Source organism: Nostoc sp. DSM 114167 (assembly GCF_052692655.1).
In genome coordinates, this window is record NZ_CP195116.1 from 3,963,711 (window position 1) to 3,986,079 (window position 22,369).

At 40.6% G+C, this 22,369-nt stretch carries 13 protein-coding genes and 1 pseudogene; 2 read left to right on the top strand and 12 right to left on the bottom strand.

Translation table 11 applies throughout. From position 1 onward, the window contains the following. Positions 1-105: 105 nt before the first annotated feature. Positions 106-1,188, top strand: coding sequence for a photosystem II q(b) protein (gene psbA / locus NSTC731_RS17000; RefSeq protein WP_445631814.1), 1,083 nt, complete (start codon positions 106-108; stop codon positions 1,186-1,188). Between the two features lie 159 nt (positions 1,189-1,347). Here psbA and NSTC731_RS17005 read toward each other — a convergent pair whose 3' ends face one another. The 6 genes and pseudogenes from NSTC731_RS17005 to NSTC731_RS17030 form a co-directional block, all read right to left on the bottom strand. Continuing rightward, positions 1,348-6,723 (bottom strand): trifunctional serine/threonine-protein kinase/ATP-binding protein/sensor histidine kinase, encoded by a 5,376-nt coding sequence (locus tag NSTC731_RS17005; RefSeq protein WP_445631815.1) that lies wholly within the window; start codon positions 6,721-6,723, stop codon positions 1,348-1,350. A 164-nt stretch (positions 6,724-6,887) separates the two neighbouring features. Then, entirely contained in the window at positions 6,888-7,787 is a 900-nt protein-coding gene (locus NSTC731_RS17010) for an IS982 family transposase (protein ID WP_445628068.1), read from the bottom strand. 261 nt (positions 7,788-8,048) lie between these two features. Continuing rightward, positions 8,049-8,255 (bottom strand): phycobilisome linker polypeptide, encoded by a 207-nt coding sequence (locus tag NSTC731_RS17015; protein ID WP_094349821.1) that lies wholly within the window; start codon positions 8,253-8,255, stop codon positions 8,049-8,051. Between the two features lie 222 nt (positions 8,256-8,477). After that, entirely contained in the window at positions 8,478-8,966 is a 489-nt protein-coding gene (gene apcB / locus NSTC731_RS17020; RefSeq protein ID WP_104908010.1) for an allophycocyanin subunit beta, read from the bottom strand. Between the two features lie 65 nt (positions 8,967-9,031). After that, positions 9,032-9,520 (bottom strand): allophycocyanin subunit alpha, encoded by a 489-nt coding sequence (apcA, locus tag NSTC731_RS17025; RefSeq protein ID WP_322698411.1) that lies wholly within the window; start codon positions 9,518-9,520, stop codon positions 9,032-9,034. Between the two features lie 397 nt (positions 9,521-9,917). Continuing rightward, positions 9,918-13,217: pseudogene (locus NSTC731_RS17030) on the bottom strand (phycobilisome rod-core linker polypeptide); the annotation flags it as partial. A gap of 1,116 nt (positions 13,218-14,333) precedes the next feature. On the opposite strand from NSTC731_RS17030, the gene NSTC731_RS17035 reads away from it, so the two are divergent. Then, a complete protein-coding gene (locus NSTC731_RS17035) occupies positions 14,334-15,458 on the top strand; it encodes a glycoside hydrolase family 2 TIM barrel-domain containing protein (RefSeq protein ID WP_445631816.1) in 1,125 nt (374 codons plus the stop codon). A gap of 251 nt (positions 15,459-15,709) precedes the next feature. On the opposite strand, the gene NSTC731_RS17040 is transcribed toward NSTC731_RS17035, so the two are convergent. The 6 genes from NSTC731_RS17040 to NSTC731_RS17065 form a co-directional block, all read right to left on the bottom strand. Beyond that, the gene (locus NSTC731_RS17040; protein ID WP_445631817.1) at positions 15,710-16,606 is read right to left on the bottom strand and encodes a glycosyltransferase; all 897 of its coding nucleotides are present in this window, start codon (positions 16,604-16,606) and stop codon (positions 15,710-15,712) included. Positions 16,607-16,644: 38 nt separating this feature from the next. Then, the gene (locus tag NSTC731_RS17045; RefSeq protein ID WP_445631818.1) at positions 16,645-17,529 is read right to left on the bottom strand and encodes a glycosyltransferase; all 885 of its coding nucleotides are present in this window, start codon (positions 17,527-17,529) and stop codon (positions 16,645-16,647) included. A gap of 226 nt (positions 17,530-17,755) precedes the next feature. Beyond that, on the bottom strand, positions 17,756-18,496 hold the full coding sequence (locus NSTC731_RS17050; RefSeq protein WP_445631819.1) for a glycosyltransferase family 2 protein: 741 nt from the start codon (positions 18,494-18,496) through the stop codon (positions 17,756-17,758). Between the two features lie 25 nt (positions 18,497-18,521). Continuing rightward, positions 18,522-19,880 carry a hypothetical protein gene (locus tag NSTC731_RS17055; protein WP_445631820.1) on the bottom strand — a complete coding sequence of 453 codons (1,359 nt, stop codon included), beginning with the start codon at positions 19,878-19,880 and terminating at the stop codon, positions 18,522-18,524. 181 nt (positions 19,881-20,061) lie between these two features. Further along, positions 20,062-21,318, bottom strand: a complete 1,257-nt coding sequence (locus NSTC731_RS17060) for a glycosyltransferase family 4 protein (RefSeq protein WP_445631821.1) — start codon at positions 21,316-21,318, stop codon at positions 20,062-20,064. A gap of 38 nt (positions 21,319-21,356) precedes the next feature. Then, on the bottom strand, positions 21,357-22,274 hold the full coding sequence (locus tag NSTC731_RS17065) for a glycosyltransferase family 2 protein (RefSeq protein ID WP_445631822.1): 918 nt from the start codon (positions 22,272-22,274) through the stop codon (positions 21,357-21,359). Positions 22,275-22,369 lie beyond the last annotated feature (95 nt).

The window sequence follows — 22,369 nt, forward strand, 5'->3', positions numbered from 1 at the left end:
CTACAAAATTCTTAGCACTTGATTAATTTTTGTAAAGCGGTGTAAAGTAATTTCACAGGCGAAAACGAAATCGCCTGATTCATAAACAACCGCAATCATAAAACCATGACAACAACCTTACAACAGCGCTCAAGCGCCAATGTATGGGATCGATTCTGCGAATGGATCACCAGCACCAATAACCGGATCTACATCGGTTGGTTCGGCGTAGTCATGATCCCTACCTTGCTAGCCGCCACCGCTTGCTTCGTAATCGCCTTCATCGCCGCACCACCAGTAGACATCGATGGTATCCGCGAACCAGTAGCAGGTTCGTTGATCTACGGAAACAACATCATCTCCGGTGCAGTAGTACCTTCCTCCAACGCCATCGGCTTGCACTTCTACCCAATTTGGGAAGCAGCATCTCTTGATGAGTGGTTGTACAACGGTGGTCCTTACCAATTGGTAATTTTCCACTTCCTGATTGGCGTATTCTGCTACATGGGTCGTGAATGGGAACTATCCTACCGCTTAGGAATGCGTCCTTGGATTGCTATTGCCTACTCAGCACCTGTTGCAGCAGCAAGTGCAGTATTCTTGGTATACCCGATCGGACAAGGTTCTTTCTCTGATGGTATGCCCTTGGGTATAAGTGGAACCTTCAACTTCATGATCGTCTTCCAAGCAGAACACAACATCTTGATGCACCCCTTCCACCAGTTAGGTGTAGCAGGTGTATTCGGCGGCAGCTTGTTCTCTGCGATGCACGGTTCTCTTGTAACTTCTTCCTTGGTTCGTGAAACAACCGAAACCGAATCTCAAAACTACGGTTACAAGTTCGGTCAAGAAGAAGAAACCTACAACATCGTTGCGGCTCACGGCTACTTCGGTCGGTTAATCTTCCAATACGCTTCTTTCAACAACAGCCGTTCGCTGCACTTCTTCCTCGCAGCATGGCCTGTAATCGGCATCTGGTTCACCGCCTTGGGTGTAAGCACAATGGCGTTCAACTTGAACGGTTTCAACTTCAACCAATCAGTAATTGACTCTGAAGGTCGTGTGATTTCAACTTGGGCAGATGTGATCAACCGCGCTAACCTGGGTATGGAAGTTATGCACGAGCGTAACGCTCACAACTTCCCTCTGGATTTGGCTGCTGGTGATTCCGCTCCTGTTGCTCTGACTGCTCCTGCGATCAACGGTTAATAGCAGCGATCGCGTCAAATAAAATCAAAGGCGCTCTCCAGAAAGGGGGGCGCTTTTTAGTGTCGATGATTGGTGGTGGCGTGATAGCAGAGCATCAGTGAAATGGTATAAATTTCGGCTGCAACACAGTTGTTGTACTGTGCCGCAGCGATGGTTGATTTAACCCCGAACCGGGAGTGAGATGGAAAACTCAGAGCCTTGTCTCAATTGGGACTGAACTTCCAGTTGACCATGATGTTTTTCGACGACAATCTGGCGGGCGATCGCTAAACCTAACCCCGTTCCCTTGCCAACCTCTTTAGTAGTAAACAAGCGATCGAAAATCTTAGATTTAACTGATTCATTCATGCCTTTACCGTTGTCAGAAATACGAATTTCAACCGCATTTTGTTCGGATAATAATGCAGTGGAAATCGCGATTTGTTGGGGATGATTTTCTAACTCTTCAAAGCTTGTTTGCTGTGCTATTTCATCGAACATATCAATCGCATTAGCCAGAATGTTCATAAACACCTGGTTAAGTTGACCGGGGAAGCAATCAATTTCAGGAATATTACCGTAGTTGCGGATAACTTTAATGGCAGGCCGATTTTCATTGGCTTTGAGTCGATACTTGAGAATCAACAGCGTACTATCTAACCCTTCGTGCAAGTTGGCTTTAACTTTGTGTTCCGTGTCGGCACGAGAGAAGGTACGCAGGCTCGTACTAATGCTTTTGATGCGATCGGTTGCACCTTTCATCGAGTCAATTAATTTGGGTAAATCCTCCAACATAAACTCCAGGTCAAGTTCTTCGGCTAATTCGGCCACCGCATCCGTAGGTGGCTGGTGCTGGTGATAAATGTGTAAATAATCACATAAGTCTTTTACATAATCTTTGGCATTGTTAATACTACCGTTGAGAAAGCCAATTGGGTTATTAATTTCGTGAGCCACCCCAGCCACCAAGTTACCCAAAGTCGCCATTTTTTCGCCTTGCACAATCTGAAGCTGAGATTCTTCCAGTTGTTGAGTATATGCTTGGGCTTGCTGATAGAGACGAGCATTCTCCAGTGAAATCGCAGCTTGGGCGCACAGCAGATTCAGCACCTCAACGCGATCGCGGGTAAAGGCTCCTGTTGTCAGGTTATTTTCTAGATAGACTATGCCCAGCAGCTTGCCCTGTTGCAGAATTGGGCTGCACAGCAGACTCTTGGGCTGTTGGTTTTGGATATACGCATCGCCAAGCAATAGCGGCTCTTGTGCAGCGTTGCTAATTACAGCAGGCTGCAAGCTGCGTTTGACTTTTGTTACCAGAGCGATCGGCACTATACCACTCTCGACAAGCGACTGGGTTGGATGGAGAATTTGCGTTTCGATTTGGCGCGATGCCGTAAGTTCTGCCCTCGCCTGAACTGTGAGATTTTGCCCCTCACTCAACATCAAAGCGCACTGCGTCGCACCAGAGGTTTGCATTACCGTCAGCAAGAGAGTAGCAATTAATTGATTAAGCTCAATTTCACCCGAAAGAGTTTGCGACGCTTTGAGGATGGCAACCAGATCCAGAGAATCAGAAAGACTCGTGGAGGAACTACTAGTCGAGGTGACAGTTGCAGTGGAAAATAAGGTTTCGTCAATAGAGAGTGGTGTCTGCGCCCCTTGGAGGATGGGAGTTAGCAGTTGGGGATAGCGAGTTTCCAAGTCAGCGAGTTTGGCTTTCGCCCCCCAGCGAGCATAGCCATAGTAAGCTTCGATCGTGTAAGCTTGGGCGATTCGCTCTTTGTTCCAATCCAGGTAAAATTTTGCCGCCAGTTCATTGCCAAGGGCTGCTTCCTGAGAATAGCCATTGGCTTTGGCACCCGCGATCGCCAGATCGTAAAATTCTATAGCTTCGGTTTTGCGATCGAGAACGCGATATTTTTCCGCTTCTACTAAATGATATTTGTGCAAGTAATTCATGGGGCCATAATCTGCCCAATCTTTTAACTTAGCTTGATTTTCTTCCATTCGCTGCCATTGCGGTTCTGACGGGGAAATTGATTCACCAGGATGAGCCAGCATGGTCAGAGAATCATAGAAATAAAAGATTGGTTCAACGATACTTCCCATCCCGCCGGCTAAATAATGTCGCGTTTGAGCGGCATCGTGTTGGGCTTTGGCAAAGTCTTGCAGCCAGTAATTTAAGGTGAAGCGATAAAGGTAAAAGAAGGATAGTCGGTAAAAATCGACTTTTGCCTCATCCAGAACTTTCTGTTCGTAGGCATCCTGGCGTAAGGAAATTTCTTGTTCTGACTGACCTAAGAGAATTTGCGCCGCTTGCCAGTAAGCCAATACACAGTTTGCTGCCGTGACTTGGTGGAGGTCGGACAACTGCTGGTAATAGGCACGAATTTGGGGTTCGAGTTCAGCCAGCGGTTGACCGTACCAATACGCATTGAAGCAGTACAACTGGGCATCGTAACCCATAAATTCTAGATTGCCAGTTTCCAACCCGGCTTGATATCCATCTAGTAGAATAGGCAGCGTGTCTTGCAGATGGATTGTCCAAGAACCCACATAAGCCCCCATTAACATGGCGGTTGCGGCTCGAATGTTTTTGGCATCGGGTTCTAAGGCGAGTTGGTATCCTAATTGCCCAAACTGAGGCACTTTTGACATATCGCTCCACAGCATCCTCAGTTGGAAGGCGTAACCTACGTAGCAAAACGCCGAAACCGGACTGTTGCCAAATTGAATCGATAATTTGACCTGGAGTGCCACAACTAGGAAATAAAGCTTTGTGCCGGACATATAACAAACTGGTGTCAGCCGCGCCGCATTTTGCATAATTGCTAATTGCTGCGGATCGGTCATTTTCGGCAGATGAATGAATGACTCAATGGAACGACCCTCAATTAAAGCATCAATTTCTTGCTTCAGGAGGCGAATATCATCTAGGGTTGGTTCATCTGGCAAGTTTACGCCCAACATCCGGAAGACTGATTGACCGATCGCAATCGCCTCGACAAATTGATTGCGGGCGACTAATGCCTGAATTCTGACTTGATAGACTGGCACTCGTTCTAGAGGCGTTTTTGCACGATCGATTACCGCTTCAATCCACTCATCCATCTGCTCAAAAGCACCAGCCAAAAAAGCAACCTCAGCAGCTAAGTCATGCAGGGATAGAGTTATTTCATACTGCCGTTGCCAAGCGTCCCCTCCCAGCAGTTGCAGCCCGACTGTGGCATATTCACGGGCGGCTTGATAGGCAGTTGCGCCTCTGGCTTTGCGGCAAGCCGTGAGGTTGAGTTGAGCGAGTTCGTCCCGTTGGTGTTGTTTTCCAATCAGCGTGGTTCCATAGTTCAACTGATTGACGATTTCAAAAATGCGCTCTTCTCTGGCGGCTGGGGAAACTTGTTGCAGTAGAAGTTGTCCGATTTGGTAATGAGTCGTCTGTTTTTGCTCGTCAGGGATGAGGGAATAGGCAGCTTGCTGGACGCGATCGTGGAGAAAGCGATAGGAACAGTTAAACGATAATGGTTGCTGGACTTGTGCCACCTGAAGTTCTGATGGTTGGTAGAACTTATAGACATCGCTAATAGGCACAATCATGCCTTCTTGCAAGGCTTTCCAGAGGTCGAGTGCGGTATCTTCGGGCGATCGCTGATTGACAATCGCCAGGGTAGACAAATCGAACTGAGCGCCAATGCAAGCTGCCAGTTTCAAAGCAGTCTGGGTGGCAGTCGGCAATTTTTGCAACTGAAGTGCCATGAACTCGACGACATCATCCGTGAGTGCGAGTAACTTCACCGTTGCTAAGTCACATTGCCAATGTCCTGTCTGGAAGTCAAACCAAATATAGCCGTCCTCATGCAGTGCTTTGAGAAATTGGGTGAGGAAGAAGGGATTCCCCTTGGTTTTTTGATAGACCAACTCCGAAAGCGGTTGAGCCAGTTCAGTTGAGCAACTGAGCGTATCTGCTGTTAACTGATTCACATGGGCTTGGCTCAGAGGTTCTAGGGTGAGGGTATGGATAAAGGTTTGGGCTTTTTTGACCTCATCGAGCATCAGCATCAACGGATGAGTCGGGAACACTTCGTTATCCCGATAAGCTCCGATGACGAATAAATAACCGCGCTCGCGTTCTGTCAGCAGTAGTTTCAGCAAGTTTAGCGAAGCCGAATCAGCCCATTGCAAATCATCTAAGAAAATCACCAGTGGATGCTCTGGCGTGGTGAACACCGTGATGAACTTCTGGAACAGCAGATTGAAACGATTCTGAGCAGCACTACCGGAGAGTTCTGGTACTGGGGGTTGTTGACCGATGACATGTTCGAGTTCCGGAATCACCTCGATGAGTACCTGGCCATTGTCACCTACTGCCGCCAGGATTTTCGCTTTCCACTCAGCTAACTGTGCGTCATCGCTGCTTAGAAGTTGACCCATCAGGTCGCGGAAGGCTTGGATAAAGGCACTAAACGGCAGATTGCGGTTGAATTGGTCGTATTTACCTTTGATGAAATAGCCATACCAACGTACAATCGGCTTATGCACTTCATTGACGACGGCAGTTTTACCAATACCGGAAAAACCTGCCACCAGCATCAGTTCGGAGGCTCCGTTAGCAACTCGGCCAAAAGCATCGAGCAAGGTTTGAACTTCTTGTTCTCGTCCGTAGAGTTTTTCGGGAATCAAGAAGCGATCGCTAATATCCCTTTGCCCTAAATCAAACCAGGCGAGTTTGCCCGCAACATGATATTCTTCCTGGCATCGCAACAGATCGTACTTCAGACCGAGGGCGCTTTGATAGCGGTCTTCGGCATTCTTGGCCATCAGCTTGCGAATGATTTCACCGAGCATGATGGGCAAATCGGGATTGCGATCGCAGATAGAGGGTGGTTGTTTCGCTATATGGGCATGAACCATTTCCATTGGCTCGTCTACTGGAAATGGTAACTGTCCCGCGAGCAGTTCAAAAAACGTAACTCCCAAAGAATAGAAATCGCTGCGATAGTCAATTCCCCGGTTCATCCGCCCGGTTTGTTCCGGTGAGATATAGGCGAGTGTGCCTTCTAGAACGTTGGGATTTTGAATCTCTTGGGTTTCGCGGGGTAATAGGGAGGCGATGCTAAAGTCAATCAGCTTAATCTCCCCCGTTTCTGGTTGAATCAGAATGTTGGCTGGTTTAATATCTTTGTGGATAATCCGTTGCTGATATAGCTGGTGGAGGATATCTACAATTTGCAGGGCAATGGGCCAGAATTGTTCGACACTCAAAGGGGCAGCCTGGATGTAATCGCGTAGGGAGATGCCACCGATGTCTTTCATTACCAAAGCATAGCCATTTTGGTATGGTTCTAGACTCAGCGGTTGGACAATGCCTGGGATGTCGAGATTTTTGGCGATCGCATACTGATTGCGAAACTGCACCAATTCGCTAAAGCTGGGATAGTCGTGTCGCAGTAGTTTAATAATGACTGGTTTTCTATCTAATTCCCTAAGAGCGCGATGTACTAGGGTATTGGAACTCGAATAAATTAACTCGTTTATGCGATAACCAGCGATCGTCAACATAAATCTTATTTTTATTTACAAATCTTTTTTTATCTATATAGAGAATTCCCGTTTTAAGATTATCTTTAACTTTTAGAGACAAAAATTAATAATTATGGTCAAATTTGCGATCTTTTGCTCTAAAATTACTGGCTCAAAATGTCATTAATTAACCTGAGTTCGGGTTAAAGATAAGGAGGTAAAAGCCACTCCAGTTGAAGGCTAGGTTTCTTAGGTTGATGACAATAAGCGATTAATCCGCAAAGAACGTTAACGCAAAAATTAACGGGGCTTCGGTGTCGAGAATGTTCAATCTGAGAAATGTTTTTGAGTTGATCATTAATCGTTTCAATAATTGAGCGTTTACGGGACAAAAGTTTGTCATGAAGACGCATCAGCCTATTCTTCATATTGCGACGGGGTTTAGCGAAAAATTGGATTCCGAACTCTTCCAAAAGCTGAGAAGCAAGTTTTTCAGAAACATAGCCGCGATACCTTCGGTAAGCTTCGCTAACGCCAAATATTTTGCCAAAAAGCTTACACAGTAAATCTGGTACGGGTTTACGGTCATCAATATTACCAGGAGTAAGAGTCACATTTAAGAGTTGACCAAGCTCATTGACAACAATATGAAGCTTAAAACCAAAAAACCAATCCACGGAAGTCTTGCCACGAGCGGCTAAACCTTTAAATACCTTATGCCGAGAAATCCGACGATTATGACATACCTTCAAGCAGGTTGAATCGATAAAGCCGATACCCGTACATTGTCCGAAACAATGCTTCAGATAGACGCATAAAGGTATTAAAGTTGATGGTATCCATTCAATAAATCGTTGATAAGAAGGAAGACCTGGAAACGCAGAACTCCACTGCTGTTTCACCTGATTCAAATAAAAATGTTTGAAATTCCGGTAGTGATTTTGATGAAAAGCGATGATAATTGTCATTATTTCACTTAAACACAAGCTTTTCGCTCTTACACGTTTTATTCCTCCATGATTTAACAGTTTTCTCTGCCATTGAGCTTCAAACGCTTTACAGAAATCATCTACATGACAGAACAAAGCATCTAAACTAAACATAGGACAGGTTGCTGGATTTGTTGTTATTTTCAGCTTACTACCTGTCCTTTTCCTTATCCCGAACTCAGGTTAATTGTGTTTGATGAAACTGTTGAACAAGCTAAGAATAGAAAGAATGCTGACGCTCCAGTTCCACTTTATACTCGTGGGTATCGTCTTTTAAATATGTTTAACTTTTGATTTGCATAAAATCTGAGCCATAAAAAAGAGGTCTTTCTCGACCTCTTACCAATTCCCTAAAATAATATTCTATTTACAGAATTACGACAAGCCAGTATTAGCGCCTTGCTTACCAGTTGCCAGTTCCACTTTGATGATTGTGCCGCCTGCTTTTTGAATGCGTTGCTGTTCGCGAAACCAGTTTTCATAAGGAACTAGCTTAGTGAAGTAAGTATTTTGCAGTTCGCGTTGGGTCCGAATTCGGGTTTGGCTAGGAACTAGAGCAGTAATTTTAAACAAACGGGACATATTTTGAAAATCTCCTGTATACTTTGTGAAAACTTTTTTATCTCAAAATCTTGAGTGCAAATCTTTTAATCATTCAAAGGCTGGAAATCAAACATCAATACTAGACCACCAACACTCATCACTGATAATTTACCAAGATAAGCAATATAACGTTCTAGCACTCACGGCTGATTTCCAGACCTTAATAAAGCCGCACCTAAATTCTTAAGCGCAAACTAGTTCTTAGCTTAAGCCAGAGGAGATATAGTCTAAGTAAACGCCCATTTCCTTACCAGCATCAGAACCTACCAAACTGGCGGTTACTTCTTTGATTGCTTGGATAGCTTGTACGGTAGCACCAACGGGAACACCTAAGGAGTTGTAGGTTTCCTTCAAGCCATTGAGCACACGCTCGTCTAGGATGGAAGGATCGCCAGCCAACATAGCGTAGGTGGCATAGCGGAGGTAATAATCCAAATCACGGATGCAAGCAGCATAGCGGCGGGTGGTGTACATATTGCCGCCGGGACGGGTGATGTCAGAGTATAGCAAAGATTTTGCTACAGCTTCTTTGACGATCGCAGCAGCGTTAGCGCTGATGGTGCTAGCAGCACGTACCCGCAGTTCGCCAGTAGAGAAGTAGCCTTTTAGCTTCTCTAAAGCAGAAGAGTCTAGATATTTACCTTGAACGTCTGCGGAGTTAATGACAGCGGTAATTGCGTCTTGAGCCATGTTGTTAATTCCTTATTTCCAACCGTATTGCAATACTTCTGTTTAAGTAGGTAAACAGCTTTACCCTATCCTAGAAGGGCACCAACTAGGTAGTCGAAGTAGCCAGCAGCTTCACTAGCTTCATCACCAGAGAGCAGTGATGCAGAGCCATTCTTCAGTCCGCGAATACCTTCAGCAACACCATCGATAGGAGTTCCCAAGGACTTGTACAGTTCACGGGCACCAATAACACCAATTTCTTCGATGGGGGTGACATCACCAGCAACGATACCGTAGGTAACGAGACGGAGATAATAATCTAGGTCACGCAGACAAGTAGCAGTCAATTCTTGACCGTAAGCGTTACCACCAGGAGACACAACATCAGGACGCTTTTGGAACAGTTGATCGCCAGCTTGCTTAACAAGCCGTTCGCGATTTTCTGACAAAACTTGAGCAATCCGCACCCGGCGCTCACCACTTGTAACAAAGGACTTGATCCGATCTAACTCACCAGGGCTGAGGTAGCGAGCTTCTGCATCAGCATTCACGATAGCTTTCGTGACGATACTCATTAATGGATTCCTCCAATACGAATGAAACCAGGATTTGATTAAACTGGTGCGACTTTGAGTTTGGTTTACTGAGTTTGTTTTTTCGTCCTTTTAGACACAACAATTTTACAACTGCTACGGCTAATAAATTACGAGTTTGCTTGAGTCAACATAAGTACACAAGCTTTCAAACTCAGTTACCTTCCGCAAAACATTTTCCGGCATTCTGTTGAGCATTTATGACTGCTCTTAATACTTTGTAATATTGCTTTTCAGAATTTGCTGTTCTAACTGCAATCTGAGAGCGGGATTACGAAAGGTTACGAAGGGGACAGGGGATAGGTTACAGGGGATAGGGAACAGTAAATAATCTGTACCCTATTCCCTATTTTGGACTCCCTACTCCTTAATCAACCGCTACACTGCCAAGGTAGTTACCTACTGGCACAGATGGGAAGCGGTTGTAAGGTACAACATCTTCACCGAAGTAGCGGCTATATTCTGGGCTTTCGACTATTGCTTCTACAACGGCTGACAAACCACTATTGGTTAGCAAGTTGTTGTATTGCACAATTTCTTCCTGAGTTGCGGGTGTACGCCCCAACAGATGACGGAAGAGGAACTCAATGACCTTGGTATGAGGATAAGGTGATAGGAAGCGCTGGCGATAGATTTGGGAACTAGCTAGTTCGCGCACAAACTCCCGCACGGAAATTTCACCATTTTGGAGTTTGCTATCTAGGTCAGTGCGACGGAAATTATCAGGCACTTCACCGCTAAATATATCCAAGACTTGACGATAAATGGCGTTGATTGCCTGTTGTTTTTCGTCTTGGTTGGTGTTTTCTGTTAAACGGTAAATACGTGCATGTTTACGCACACCCTGTTCCACCGTTTGTCCGCTAGCATCGTTGTAGGAACGACCCAGTTCAGCAAAGGATGGCTGACCATTTGTTTGGGCTGCGATATCTGCGATCGCCTGTGCCAAAAGCGGTGTATCGTTACTAACTCCGACACGGGCTTGTACTGGCTTAAAGCTTGGTACAACCACGTCATCGTTTTGCTTGGTCAGCTGGTTGTAAAGCTTCTCTGTATTCGGGAAGTTTGCCGCTGGCAGGGTCGGGAAGCGGCGGTAAGGAACAGTATCTTCACCAAACACCTGGTTATATTCCACACTATCTACCAAAGCACCAATAAAGGCACGAATACCTTGAGTAGCCAAAATTTGGTTATACTTGCGGATTTCTGCTTGGTCTAATGGCGCACGTCCCAAGAAGTGTTTGGTTCCTAACTCAATCACTTTGGTGTTGGGGTAAGGTGTGTAGAACTCTTTCAGGTAGAGGTTAGAGTAACCCAAACCTTCAATAAATTCCTTCACGCTAATTTCGCCATTCCCCAGCTTGCTTTCCCATTTGCTAAATTCGTTTTTGGCGATGTATGGTGCAATATCCCGCTCAAATATCTGACGATAGGCAGCGCTGATCAAAGTTTTGACTGCAACCTTGTCAGTAGTATTCGCCACCAATTTGAAGATTTTGGTTTGTTCCCGTTGCTTGCTAACACCTTGGTTAATGCGGAATTGAATATCTGGTTCTGACCGCTTTTCTGTCACTGTACCCAGTGTCACAAAGCTTGGTGTTACCTCCTTCTGGACTTTCGCGGCAATATCATCACGAATGCTACCAACACGTAATTGTCGCCCTGCTACACCACCAGGAGTCAGATACCGTTCGTAAGGAATTGTATCTTCACCAAAGGCTTCGCTGTATTCTACGCTGTTAATAATGGCATCAACCACCGCGTAAAAGCCCTGTTTTGAAGCAATATCAAAGTACTTGTTGATTTCTTGACGACCATAAGTCGGACGACCCAACAAGCGGCGGTGAATATACTCGATCGCTTTACAAACATACAGCGATGACCAGTACAGATTGCGGAAGACATCCGACTTAGCCAAAGCACGGATAAATTCCCGTACTGAGATGTCACCATTTTCCAGCTTGATTTCTAATACCTTCGGGCGCTGACCTTCGTAGACATCGCGACCAAAAACTTGCAGGTAAGCAGCTCTAATTACTGCTTGCGTGGAGCTTTCGGAGTATCTGATACTAGAATTTTTGGGAGCCTTTTTACCTCTAGTACCAGGCAGTTGGTCTAATTTGAACACCTTGGGACCAAGGGTACCAGGAGCTTCACCCCGCGCTTTGGGATTACTATTTTGGTTATTAATCCCTGCTCCTTGGTGAATCAGGATGCGTTTGGTATCCTTGCTAAAAGGAGCCGGACTGGTACTGGGGTTGCGAGTTTCTTTCGGGAAAATCGCCCCAAACTGAATTTCCAAGGGGTCGTTACCAGAACCGTAGGGATGTTGATCTGGTAGCGGTTGCTCGTAAGCCGCAAATGTGGTGATGAACTGAGGTATCTTGCGGAAAGGCGCACTGTAGTTAAACAGGTCTTGCTGAGGCCCCCAGTTGCGACATTCTTGTGCTTCTTGACCTAGACCCCGCAGGTAGGGTACTGTTTCTTCGCCAAAATAGTCGCCGTATTCAGCAGAATCTACTAAGGCATCTACTAAGGCTGGTAGACCACCATTAGAAATAATCGAGAAGTATTTTTGTACTTCTTCTCGGCTACTTGGGCCCCGTCCTAAAATGTGACGGAAAGCTAGTTCGATGACTCGGCTGTTAATAAAAGGCTGGTAAAACTGTTTTTGGTAAAGGGGAGATTTAGCTAAACGACGGACAAACTCTTTCATCGAGATGTCGCCATTCTTCACCTTGGATTCTAGGTCAGATATGGACAAACTATAAGCACGGCTAATGTCGCGCTCAAAGATTTGTCGATAGGCCGCTTTCACTACCTCATTTTTTTCGCTACTGGATAACCCAGTCTTCATCACAAACTTGGGACGACGTTCTGAGGCATTGAAGTAGATTTGCGGCAATTCTAACCCTTGCTGGTCGCTAGAAGGACGTTGGCGCAGTTTATTTGAAGGTGTGGCTGCTTTGAATTCTGTTAACAAAACATCCATGTACTGAGACACAATTTCTGTACCCTCAGCATCGTTGCGGAAAAATGAAAGTGCCCCAGCTTTGATTTCTTGTAAAGCTACTAGCGTGGCTTCTCCAGAGCAGGCATTTTCAATGATTTCCCGCAAACCCCTTGTATTCACCGCTATGATGTTGGGGTCGCCAGCAACGATCGCATAAGTAGCGTAGCGCAAGAACCAGGATAAATCCCGCAAGCTCTTGGCCATGTTGCTTGGGCCATATCGAGCAATGTTAATTGGTCTGAAACCTGGAGGTGTCGGGCCGCTGGGGGATGAGTTAAATATTGAGCGTAAATTTTCTAGGAACCCGCCACGACTTTCAACGTAGGTTACAGTTCCCAGTTGCATCCCTTGCTGAACATTAGCACCGGCAACAGCACTAACAGGTACTATTTCTACTTCTTTGGGCTTTTCTAAAAAAGCCATTGGCGAACCACCGACAAAAATTCGGTTAGCAGCTCGAGACACAATAATCTCGGCATTGTCGGTCAACGTCTGAGAAATTTCTAGACGTTTTGCACCAGATGCAAAATAGCTTGCCAGTTCATTTAGTTCACCACTTCCCAGGAAACGGTCTTGCTGCTCCGCTTGGGTAATTGTGGATACAGTTAGGGTTTGATATAGTTGCGGACGCGCAACCGAGCTTCCACCACTCGCCTTAACACTCATCGGATTTGTAAAACTCCCATCATAAGCGTTTATATGTTAAGTCTGGATTGTTTTGAGGCTTGACACATCGACGTGTCTATGCTTTATGAGCTTGAGAGTTTTGCCTGCAAAACTGCCAGTAAATTAACCCAGTTAGCTTTTAGATTAGAACGTTTTGCGTTCTCAAGGCGGATTTATTAAGAAGTATGTAGAACCTGTATCTTCATCTCCAGTCTTAAAAGTGCATACCCCAGTTTATCTGAGATTAAGTCTAAGTTTTGTAACTTAGTCGTAGGTTAGGAACTGTCTACCGATTTCTTTTTTATTTAAAGGCATAGGCACTTCGCCTTCTGGAAGGGTAGGGGCACAGAGGGAAGCGCAGAGGCAAGCAAAGAATTGGCTATATGCATTAATTAAAGGTTGCACTTAGTCACTGTCCAGTGGTTATTCGTCAATGTGAAGTGATTTTTGTTATCAGTAAAAGTATGTTAAAACTGACACTAAAGGATAAATAATTTTTAATGTGTGGTAGTTTAATCTGGAAATAGTCAGTATTAAGATTAAGGGTAAATGCTAAGAACAAAAGTTTTAAATTTAACTATTGATTCAATGCTAACCTATGTGCGATCGCAATTATTTTCGCTGTCACTCCGCAAATGCGCTTCCAGAGAAAATATCAGCACCGTTGTCAAGTGAGCAAAGACTAGATTTCAAATACCAACTTTGGTATACAACGGTGAAGTCCACCACTACGACGATACCAAATTAAATGTATAAATTTATACTTATATTTTATGTCACTTTTTAAAAAGGGACAGTGACTAAAGAAAGCATAACTGTTAGTGGTAGCGATCGCTTTAAATTGACTACAAAAAATGCTAACGCAGTGAAACTGTTACAAGATATTTATAATTCTAAATATTGCGAATGATTTTCATAGAACCAGCATATATCACCAAAGTTAGACGTGACCAGTTTTATCGCGGACAAACAGTTGCTTACATCGCTGCTGAGGTATGAGGTAGGTACTCAAATGTCCTTGAATTAAGTTGCAATGGTTCATAGATAATAGCAAATATTGCCAAACCAATCAATGTGATGTTTAATTAAGCTTGTTCTGAAATTTAATATTTGAGAATGATAACGCGACGTAAATTTCTAGCTTTAATTCCTGGTTTTTTATTAGCTAGTACTAGCAGCATACTTGTCAGTTTAAATCCCAAAAAATATTTAACTAATCGAAAACGAAGTTTACCCTTTTTCTTAGGATGGTATGACAATATCAATAATATAGATGTACCACTCAAAGCATCTTCTAAAGGAATTGACTTATTAATGCCCTATGTTGAAAAAGAAGGCAAGGCAAAAATCCAGGCATTTTTGGATACTTCTAAAAAAACACCAATAAAAATCTTGCTTGAGATTCCTCGTCCTTTAATCGAATCAGAAAATATTTTAGGAGTAAAAGACTTTATTCGTACTTATAAAAATCATCCTTCCGTTTATGCTTGGTATCTTTATGATGAACCAGAAATAAAAAAACCTAGACCAATTTCTCCAAATTTGTTAAAAAAGGTATACAAAGCTATTAAGGAAGAAGATAAATCAAAGCCAGTGGCATTAGTTTTTACCAAAATAGAAAAAATTGAACCTTACAGCGATGCAATGGATATATTGATGTGGGATTGTTACCCTTGTAAATACGGCGTTGTAGAATTTCAATGGGTATCATTTTACCGAAAAGCACTCTACGATGTCATTTACCTTGCTGATATTAAAAACAAAAAGTTTTGGAACGTAATACAAGCTTATAGAGGAAATCAGACTGATTTTCGATTACCAACAAAGTTAGAATTTCGCTATATGTTTTATTTATCAGTCCTTACAGGGGCTGATGGGCTGCTATTTTGGATACACTATCTCTCTTCACCTTCCTGGAATGAGTCAGTTTTGTATCCTACTATTAAAGAATTCCGAGATTACATTCCTGCAATCGTTAGAGGAGAAGATTTAAGTAATCCAGTACAAGTAAATAACCCTAATATAGAAGTTAAATTATTTCCTATTCCTAATACTACAAAATCTTTAATTATAGCTGTTAATCACACTTCGACTCAAATAAATTTCGTAGTAAAACTGACTCAGAGTTTAGCTGGTAAAATAGTTACTTTTAATGAAAAAACTATTAATAACCTATTTCCTAATGCAAGTTTCAGTACTCGTTTAAATCCTTATGAAGTAAAGTTGTATCAAGTAAAATAAGTTAATAAGCTTAGTAATTAAATATAAGACATCTAAATTCTCCAAACTTCTTATCCCATATTTATTAACTCCGAGAAGTAGGGATGAAGAAGTTTGAGCTATGTGGCGTAGTTAAGTCTATTTTATGTTTAATTGCGTTGTTCCACTGAGAGATAGAGTATGATAAATATTTTTTACGAAGATTAAATTAAATAGATATGATATTAAATCAATTTTTATGATAATAATTAATACCTATAGCTTAAATCTAATTAATTAGAAATATTCGATTTATATTTAACTAAAAATTCGCCAGCATTTTGATTAAAATTGCTCTCTTTTTTAAATTTTTTGTATCCCCAAACTTGCATTTTATAAGGAAGAATACGAAATAGTAAAGACATTACTTTGAGAATATTTAATTTTAGTGAAAGAGTATTGTATTGATATCGTGCTTTAATTTGCTGTCCTAAAGCCGCAGACCTTCTACTTATAACGCCTGTATTTCTATAATAAAGTAAAGGTTCAGATAAATTTGAAATACCAACTCTCAATTTCAATGCTCTTGCCCACAATTCTAAATCACATTCAGAACGAAATTCCATGTTATAAAGTCCTGTTTTAGCAAAAACGCTACTTCTAAACATCACAGATGGATGTATCAACGGATTTTGATAATGAAACAGTGCATGTATCTCCTGATTACATACAGGCATTATCCTAATTGAGCAATTTTCTCTTGGAAATTCATCCTCAAAGACATAAGCCCAAGTACCTAAGATATCAATATCTAAGTGATTTTCTAAAAAATCTATTTGTTTACTTAATCGGTCTGGATGTGCAATGTCATCAGAGTCCATTCTTGCGTAGTATGTAGATGAAGAGTTTAATATAGAGATATTAAGTGCATGAGCTAAACCCATGTTTTGAGAAATTAAGAGGTGTTTTATATGAGGATAAGTTGCAGTATATTCATTAATAGTTTCCTCCAAAGTTTTTGAAACCAAACCATCCTGAATTAAATGAATTTCCTTTGCTGGTACACTTTGCCATAAGATAGAGTCAATAGCAGCACGAAGATGTGCAATATTGCTACCTTGGTAAAAAGGAATACCCACTGTAATGCTTGGCTGTATGTTGCTAGAAACTGTAGGTACTGTATTCGACATGGATATATTTCACCTCTGTATCAAAAACAAAAATGTGTTTATAAAATTTCTTGCAAGGTTTTTGAAAGATAAGCTTCTGAATGATTTTCTTGGAAGTATCTTATTGCTTCCCAATAGCGGGTTTCATAATCATTTATGTCCATACTAAATACATCATGGATGCATTTTGACATTGAGCTTTCGTCATTAAAATCAGTAAAAAAGACAAAACTTAGACCTTTTAAATATGAAAAAGTAGGAATATCATTAATAATTAAAAGCTTTCCATAACTCAAAGCTTCTGTCACCACACCACTTTGAGTTGAGAATGAGTAGGGAATCACAACAAAGTGGCTTAAACCAAGTAGGAAACTTTTAGCACTATTTGAAATGAAGCCAGGAAATCTAATTATTAATTTTTCGTCGTAGTTTACTTGTATGTTCCTCTCACTTCCACCCCGAATAAATCTCGCTTTTTTTGGGTAATTTTTGTTAATTATACTTGCTAGAGATAAAAATCCTTGAGGGTTTTTATCTCTATCTGCTCGACCTAATAATAAAAAAGTTTTTTCTTTATCCCAACTATACTTTAGTTGTGTTAAATTGTTCTGTAAAATATTTTCTGGTAGAGAAATAAATGATAAGTTTAACTTGTAAAGCTTATCATTATTAACGAAGTCTTTTGCTTTCAAAAATGCCTCATTACTAGGCAATAATAGTTTATCTCCTATATAACCAAAAATTAAATGATATAAAAATACAATATATGCTTTTAAAGGGTTAATTCTTCTTTTTTCAAATTTAGGTTCATGCATTAAATAAAAAATTTTTAAGTTCTTATTCAAAACTTTAGTAATACTTTTTAAAAGTAAAGCTAATACTAAATAATCTAACTGAATTAAAAAGAAAAATACTGAGATTTCTTCTTCCTTATTTAGGCTCACGAACTGTTTGATTAATGGCCAAATTTCTCGTAAAGTGACGGAATACAAGTATTTTACGGAATAACTAGCTATATCAAAACCAGTATTTAGTGTTATTGCTTTGTAAAAAGATTCTGAGCAATGATGTACTCTGGGATTTTTCGGTCTAAAAAGATATATTATATGCATAATTCACAAATGGATCAAAACGCAATTTTAGTAAATATTCGCTAATATAATATTTGATTTATTCATTTTTTGATGCAAAAGGTGAATCAATTTTGAGATAGTTTTTAAATAGAATTAATGTATTTAAAATGCTAATTATCAATTTTTCATGTATTTTATTAGCGTAAATCAAACGTATTTGTGAATGTTCACTAATTCTCTTTTGAGTTTGGCTAGAAATACCTCCAGGTTCGCGTATTGATATTACTGTAGGTAAATAAAAGATTGTTATATTTTTGAGCATTCGCAGAAATAACTCGTAATCCATAGAAATTTTTAGAGATTCATTGTATTTGTAATTCTTATGTAAAGAAGTTTCACAGAAAAACCCCTGGTGTGGTAAAAACATAAAATATTTTAGAAATTTCGATGAAAGTTGCGGCGGACGATAAAATATGGTTTCTCCAGCAAAACTTGTAGTGACAGTGACACCAATAGCACATTTCCATTTATGTTGCATATAGCTTTCCACAACTTCAGAAATCACTGTTTTGGAAAAGAATACATCTCCCGCGTTTAAGAAGAAAATTAAATCCCCATTACTTTTTTGTAAACCTTTATTGAATGCGCTAGATATCCCATTATCTAGTTCTGACAAATAAATATAATTTTTAGAATGGGTATATGAATCTAAAAACTCTTTACTTCCATCAGTAGAATCTCCGTCAATAACAACATGCTCTATTATTTTATAGTCTTGTTCTTTGACTGATTGTAAGGTTTTTTGTAATCCTTGGTAATTATTTTTGGATATCGTCACTATTGATACTTGACAATTATTCATATTAGTTATGATTAATTAGGCTTAATACAAACTGATAAAAAAGGTAAAAATATTCACTGATTGGTGTAGTTAACGGTTCACCATTCCAAAAAGTTAGGTAGCTTTGAGGAAGTGTGATACTAACAAAAAAGTAAATCATCCTGAAAACAATTGCCAATATAAATATAAAAGTATCATAGCTATAGACACCATCAAGTTTGTCTGAAGAGAGAGCGATAATATAAAAAAAACCAGGGATGCAAAAAAAGATACTGGTAATTCTCAAATTAAATCCATATGTCAAAGATCCAAAATAAAGCAAGAAAAGCAAAAAAAATGTTGTAATCCATCTTATATATCTTCTATTGGTTTTGCTATATACTCTATTTATTTTGCTGATATCAGTTCTCAAGATAAATATAGAGATAATAATATAATCAACAATAGGACGGATTTGATTTTTAATTTTATCTCCAAGACTGTAGTTATCACCACCACCCCCATAAATATCGATTCTTTGAGATACAGAACCATCAAAAGATGACAATGAACTTGTCAAATCTAGCAGTGATTTCATTATTACTGATGAGAATAGAAATATCGAGCCAAAACAAATAATAATACTCAATCTATTATTCAAATATTTAGAAAATGATTTGAATGGATTTAATGCATTAATAAATTTATACTTGAATAGTCCAGGCAATATGCCAAAAATATACATTAAAGAAGATTTATGTGTCCAATAACCGACATATATACAAAGACAAGCAATGACAAAATTATCAACATAAATAGCAGGTATTATAAATATCCATGAATAAATTTGTCTCATCCAAAAGAGTTGAAAATAGTATCCTTGAGTCGTGACATTAATTAATATGATTAATGGATAAAAATCGGGCATGAATAGCATGGAGAAAACGGTAAAAGCCGTATTCATGCTCAAAGATTGAAGGAATAAAAAACTCAGTTGACTAGGCCCTATTAATACACTCAAATATTTAGGCAAAATGAAAGAGACTGGTTCTAGTTCGATATCTGGAATAGTCAACCCTGTTTCTTTCTGAAGCGAAGAATAAATATCAAGATATACAATTGTATCTTGAAATGGCTCAAAGCTGGCTATATATGTAGTAATTGTAAATAAAACTAGTAAGATTGGAAATATATTATGTACACGTTTTTGGTTTCCTAGTATTTTATTTTGGGAAACGTTTATTTGGCAATATGTAAGTATAAAAACTATACCTAATAACGGAATAATAGCCCAAATAGCTAGACCAAATATCAAAATAAAATTTTTAATATTACCAAAAAAAGAAAAAAAATTATGTATTGAATGGATTTTATTTGTTTCTGGGATGAATTTAAGAAGCATAATTTTTAGATATTATAAGTGCAACATTATCACCTCTATAGACTCAAAACCCTTGCACTTTCTTTGAGAGGTTGCTAAACGAATTTGATGAGACTCTGTTACGAAACTAGTATTTATCAAGCTGCGTGAATTCTAAATCCACAGTGCGGGCTTTTTCAACAAGCCCTATATAGTTACTCACTCACTTTTTTTGTATATTCATTGCTTCCTTATAAACCGCAACGTACTGCTGTGCGATCCGAACTGGGTCAAACATATATTCTGCATGACGACGGGCTGCTAAACTAAGAGATTTACTTTCCTTTTGTTGCTGTAGAACCCATTGAATTCCTGTTGCTAAATCTTCTGCTTCGTATGGTTGTGCCAAATAGCCTGACACCCTATGCTGAATTAAATCAGGCATTCCTCCAATTTTGAAGGCAACAGTAGGAGTACCACAGGCTATTGCCTCAACAACTGTATTCGGTAAGTTATCTTGTCTAGAAGGTGCAACAAAAACATCAGCAGCAGAATACAGTAGAGCGAGAGAAATATCATCAGCAAGATGTCCTGTGTATCGAAGTGGAAAACCCAATTTAGGAACTTGTGGCGGACGTGACTGTCCAAAAATTACTATTTCAATATCTTTTAACTGTTGAGTTTCAAGAAAACTGATGGCTTGTAATAATAAATCAATACCTTTGCGAGGATCGTTAGTTCCACCCAAGGCACCAAATAAAATTAACGATCGCTGTTGAGGTAAATTCAAAAGCTGTCGTGCTAATGTTTTTTCAATCGGGCGAAAGCTATCTATATCTAAGGGATTTGGTATTACTGAGACGGGACAATCTGCCATCAATGCACTATTGCGAACGCAATCTGCTAGCCAATTACTAGGACAGACAATATGGAAAGGATGTTTCCAGTTACGTTGCTTGCGTTCCCAAGTCCAACGATTTAAATCGAAACCAGACTCATCTTGGGGACGATTGTTTGCTCGATAACCCTCACGCCAGCGAGCATTAAGTCCATCGTTTGTATAGTGCTCTGCTCCACAAAATGCCCACATATCGTGAAACGTCCACACTATTGGTTTACGAATCTGACCAATTTCACTAATGGATAAAGTCTCTGCACCTACCCAATGAATATTTATCACATCTGCATCAGAGGCATGGAAAGATTTTACCCAATTAGAAGGAAGAATCCCCGCTGAAAAACGCGTTGGATCGGAACTTTTGATGGTTTTTTTGGCTAATAAACCAATACCTGTGCGAATTTCTGTTGTTATTCTTCCGATTTTTAATGAATTACCTCTAACTGTTGGATCGTCAGAAATTTTTGACAAAACTTGCATCCGAGAGTCTATTTCTGCCTGTAACAGACAACGATGAATCCGGTAAGCTGCACGAGCAGCACCTCCAGATAAATCAGAATAACTAGTATGAATAATTTGCATAAATAGATTCAATGATTAAACATTAAGAGATTGACAAATTATTTGAAATTTTTGAATGTTTTTCTGAGCTTTCTCTGGACACGTTTCAAGAGACTTGGCATATAAACATTTTGTCTTGTGAAGCGATCGGCTTGGCGATCTGGGATCGTGAAGGGCGGATGTTGTAATGGAAATTCCATAGGTTGTGTCGGAACATTGGAGCGTGGATCGCCTCGATCTGTAGTATTGGTTCCATCCAGATCGAATCCCAGATTGCTAATCAAATTAACTGTGGGGATAATGCTCAAGGCATTTTGTAACCAGGAACAGAGCATCCATTGATAGTCCCAAGTATCAAAACCATCATAGGTAGATTGAAATTGGTTTTGCCAAAATTGGACTTCTCTAGAATCTCTAAGAATGTCTTCTAGCCAACCCTCGTCGCGAATGGTTGACCATTTTTTCATTTCCAGATCGTAATGTTGCCATGCCCTACGCCAGGTTGCCCATCCCCATGTTCGGGCATAAATTGAAAAGTAATAGCTATCCTGAGTCTGCCGATTTCTAGGATTGCCCAAGGGGGTATTATCTCCAGAAATTGTCATAACCCGCTGATCGTGACGGTAATACCTCAATAATTCTTCGCAATAGGGAAAAAATGTCGGATGAGGTAAACAGTCGTCTTCCAGAAGAATAGCTTCTTCAACAATGTCAAATACCCAAGAAAAAGCAGTAGCTTCTCGCTGCTTCATTCCCAGATTGATGTCAGAATAATTGGTTAAGACTTCGCAGGGCCAGTCTACGCGCTCGATTATCGATCGCGTTTGTGCACATTTTTCGGACTCTCCAGTTCGATTTACACGAGGTCCATCCGCCGCAACTAAAAGCATCGGTGGACGCGCTTGGCGAATTGCCTCAAACACTTTTGCGGTTCTATCTGGGCGATTGAAAATGATGAACGCAACTGGAGTTTGCATTTTGACAATACCTTTCTTCCTGAAAGTTGATACATGAGATGATGCGTTTGTAAAGTGCGTAAGTCCTAAAGTCGTAAAACAATAAACAAGCCTGG

What these genes read in the sequence shown, in the direction of transcription:
- psbA (WP_445631814.1), top strand. Translation starts at nt 106, where the DNA reads ATGACAACAACCTTACAACAGCGCTCAAGCGCCAATGTATGGGATCGA.
- NSTC731_RS17005 (WP_445631815.1), bottom strand. Translation starts at nt 6,723, where the DNA reads ATGTTGACGATCGCTGGTTATCGCATAAACGAGTTAATTTATTCGAGT.
- NSTC731_RS17010 (WP_445628068.1), bottom strand. Translation starts at nt 7,787, where the DNA reads ATGTTTAGTTTAGATGCTTTGTTCTGTCATGTAGATGATTTCTGTAAA.
- NSTC731_RS17015 (WP_094349821.1), bottom strand. Translation starts at nt 8,255, where the DNA reads ATGTCCCGTTTGTTTAAAATTACTGCTCTAGTTCCTAGCCAAACCCGA.
- apcB (WP_104908010.1), bottom strand. Translation starts at nt 8,966, where the DNA reads ATGGCTCAAGACGCAATTACCGCTGTCATTAACTCCGCAGACGTTCAA.
- apcA (WP_322698411.1), bottom strand. Translation starts at nt 9,520, where the DNA reads ATGAGTATCGTCACGAAAGCTATCGTGAATGCTGATGCAGAAGCTCGC.
- NSTC731_RS17035 (WP_445631816.1), top strand. Translation starts at nt 14,334, where the DNA reads ATGATAACGCGACGTAAATTTCTAGCTTTAATTCCTGGTTTTTTATTA.
- NSTC731_RS17040 (WP_445631817.1), bottom strand. Translation starts at nt 16,606, where the DNA reads ATGTCGAATACAGTACCTACAGTTTCTAGCAACATACAGCCAAGCATT.
- NSTC731_RS17055 (WP_445631820.1), bottom strand. Translation starts at nt 19,880, where the DNA reads ATGCTTCTTAAATTCATCCCAGAAACAAATAAAATCCATTCAATACAT.
- NSTC731_RS17060 (WP_445631821.1), bottom strand. Translation starts at nt 21,318, where the DNA reads ATGCAAATTATTCATACTAGTTATTCTGATTTATCTGGAGGTGCTGCT.
- NSTC731_RS17065 (WP_445631822.1), bottom strand. Translation starts at nt 22,274, where the DNA reads ATGCAAACTCCAGTTGCGTTCATCATTTTCAATCGCCCAGATAGAACC.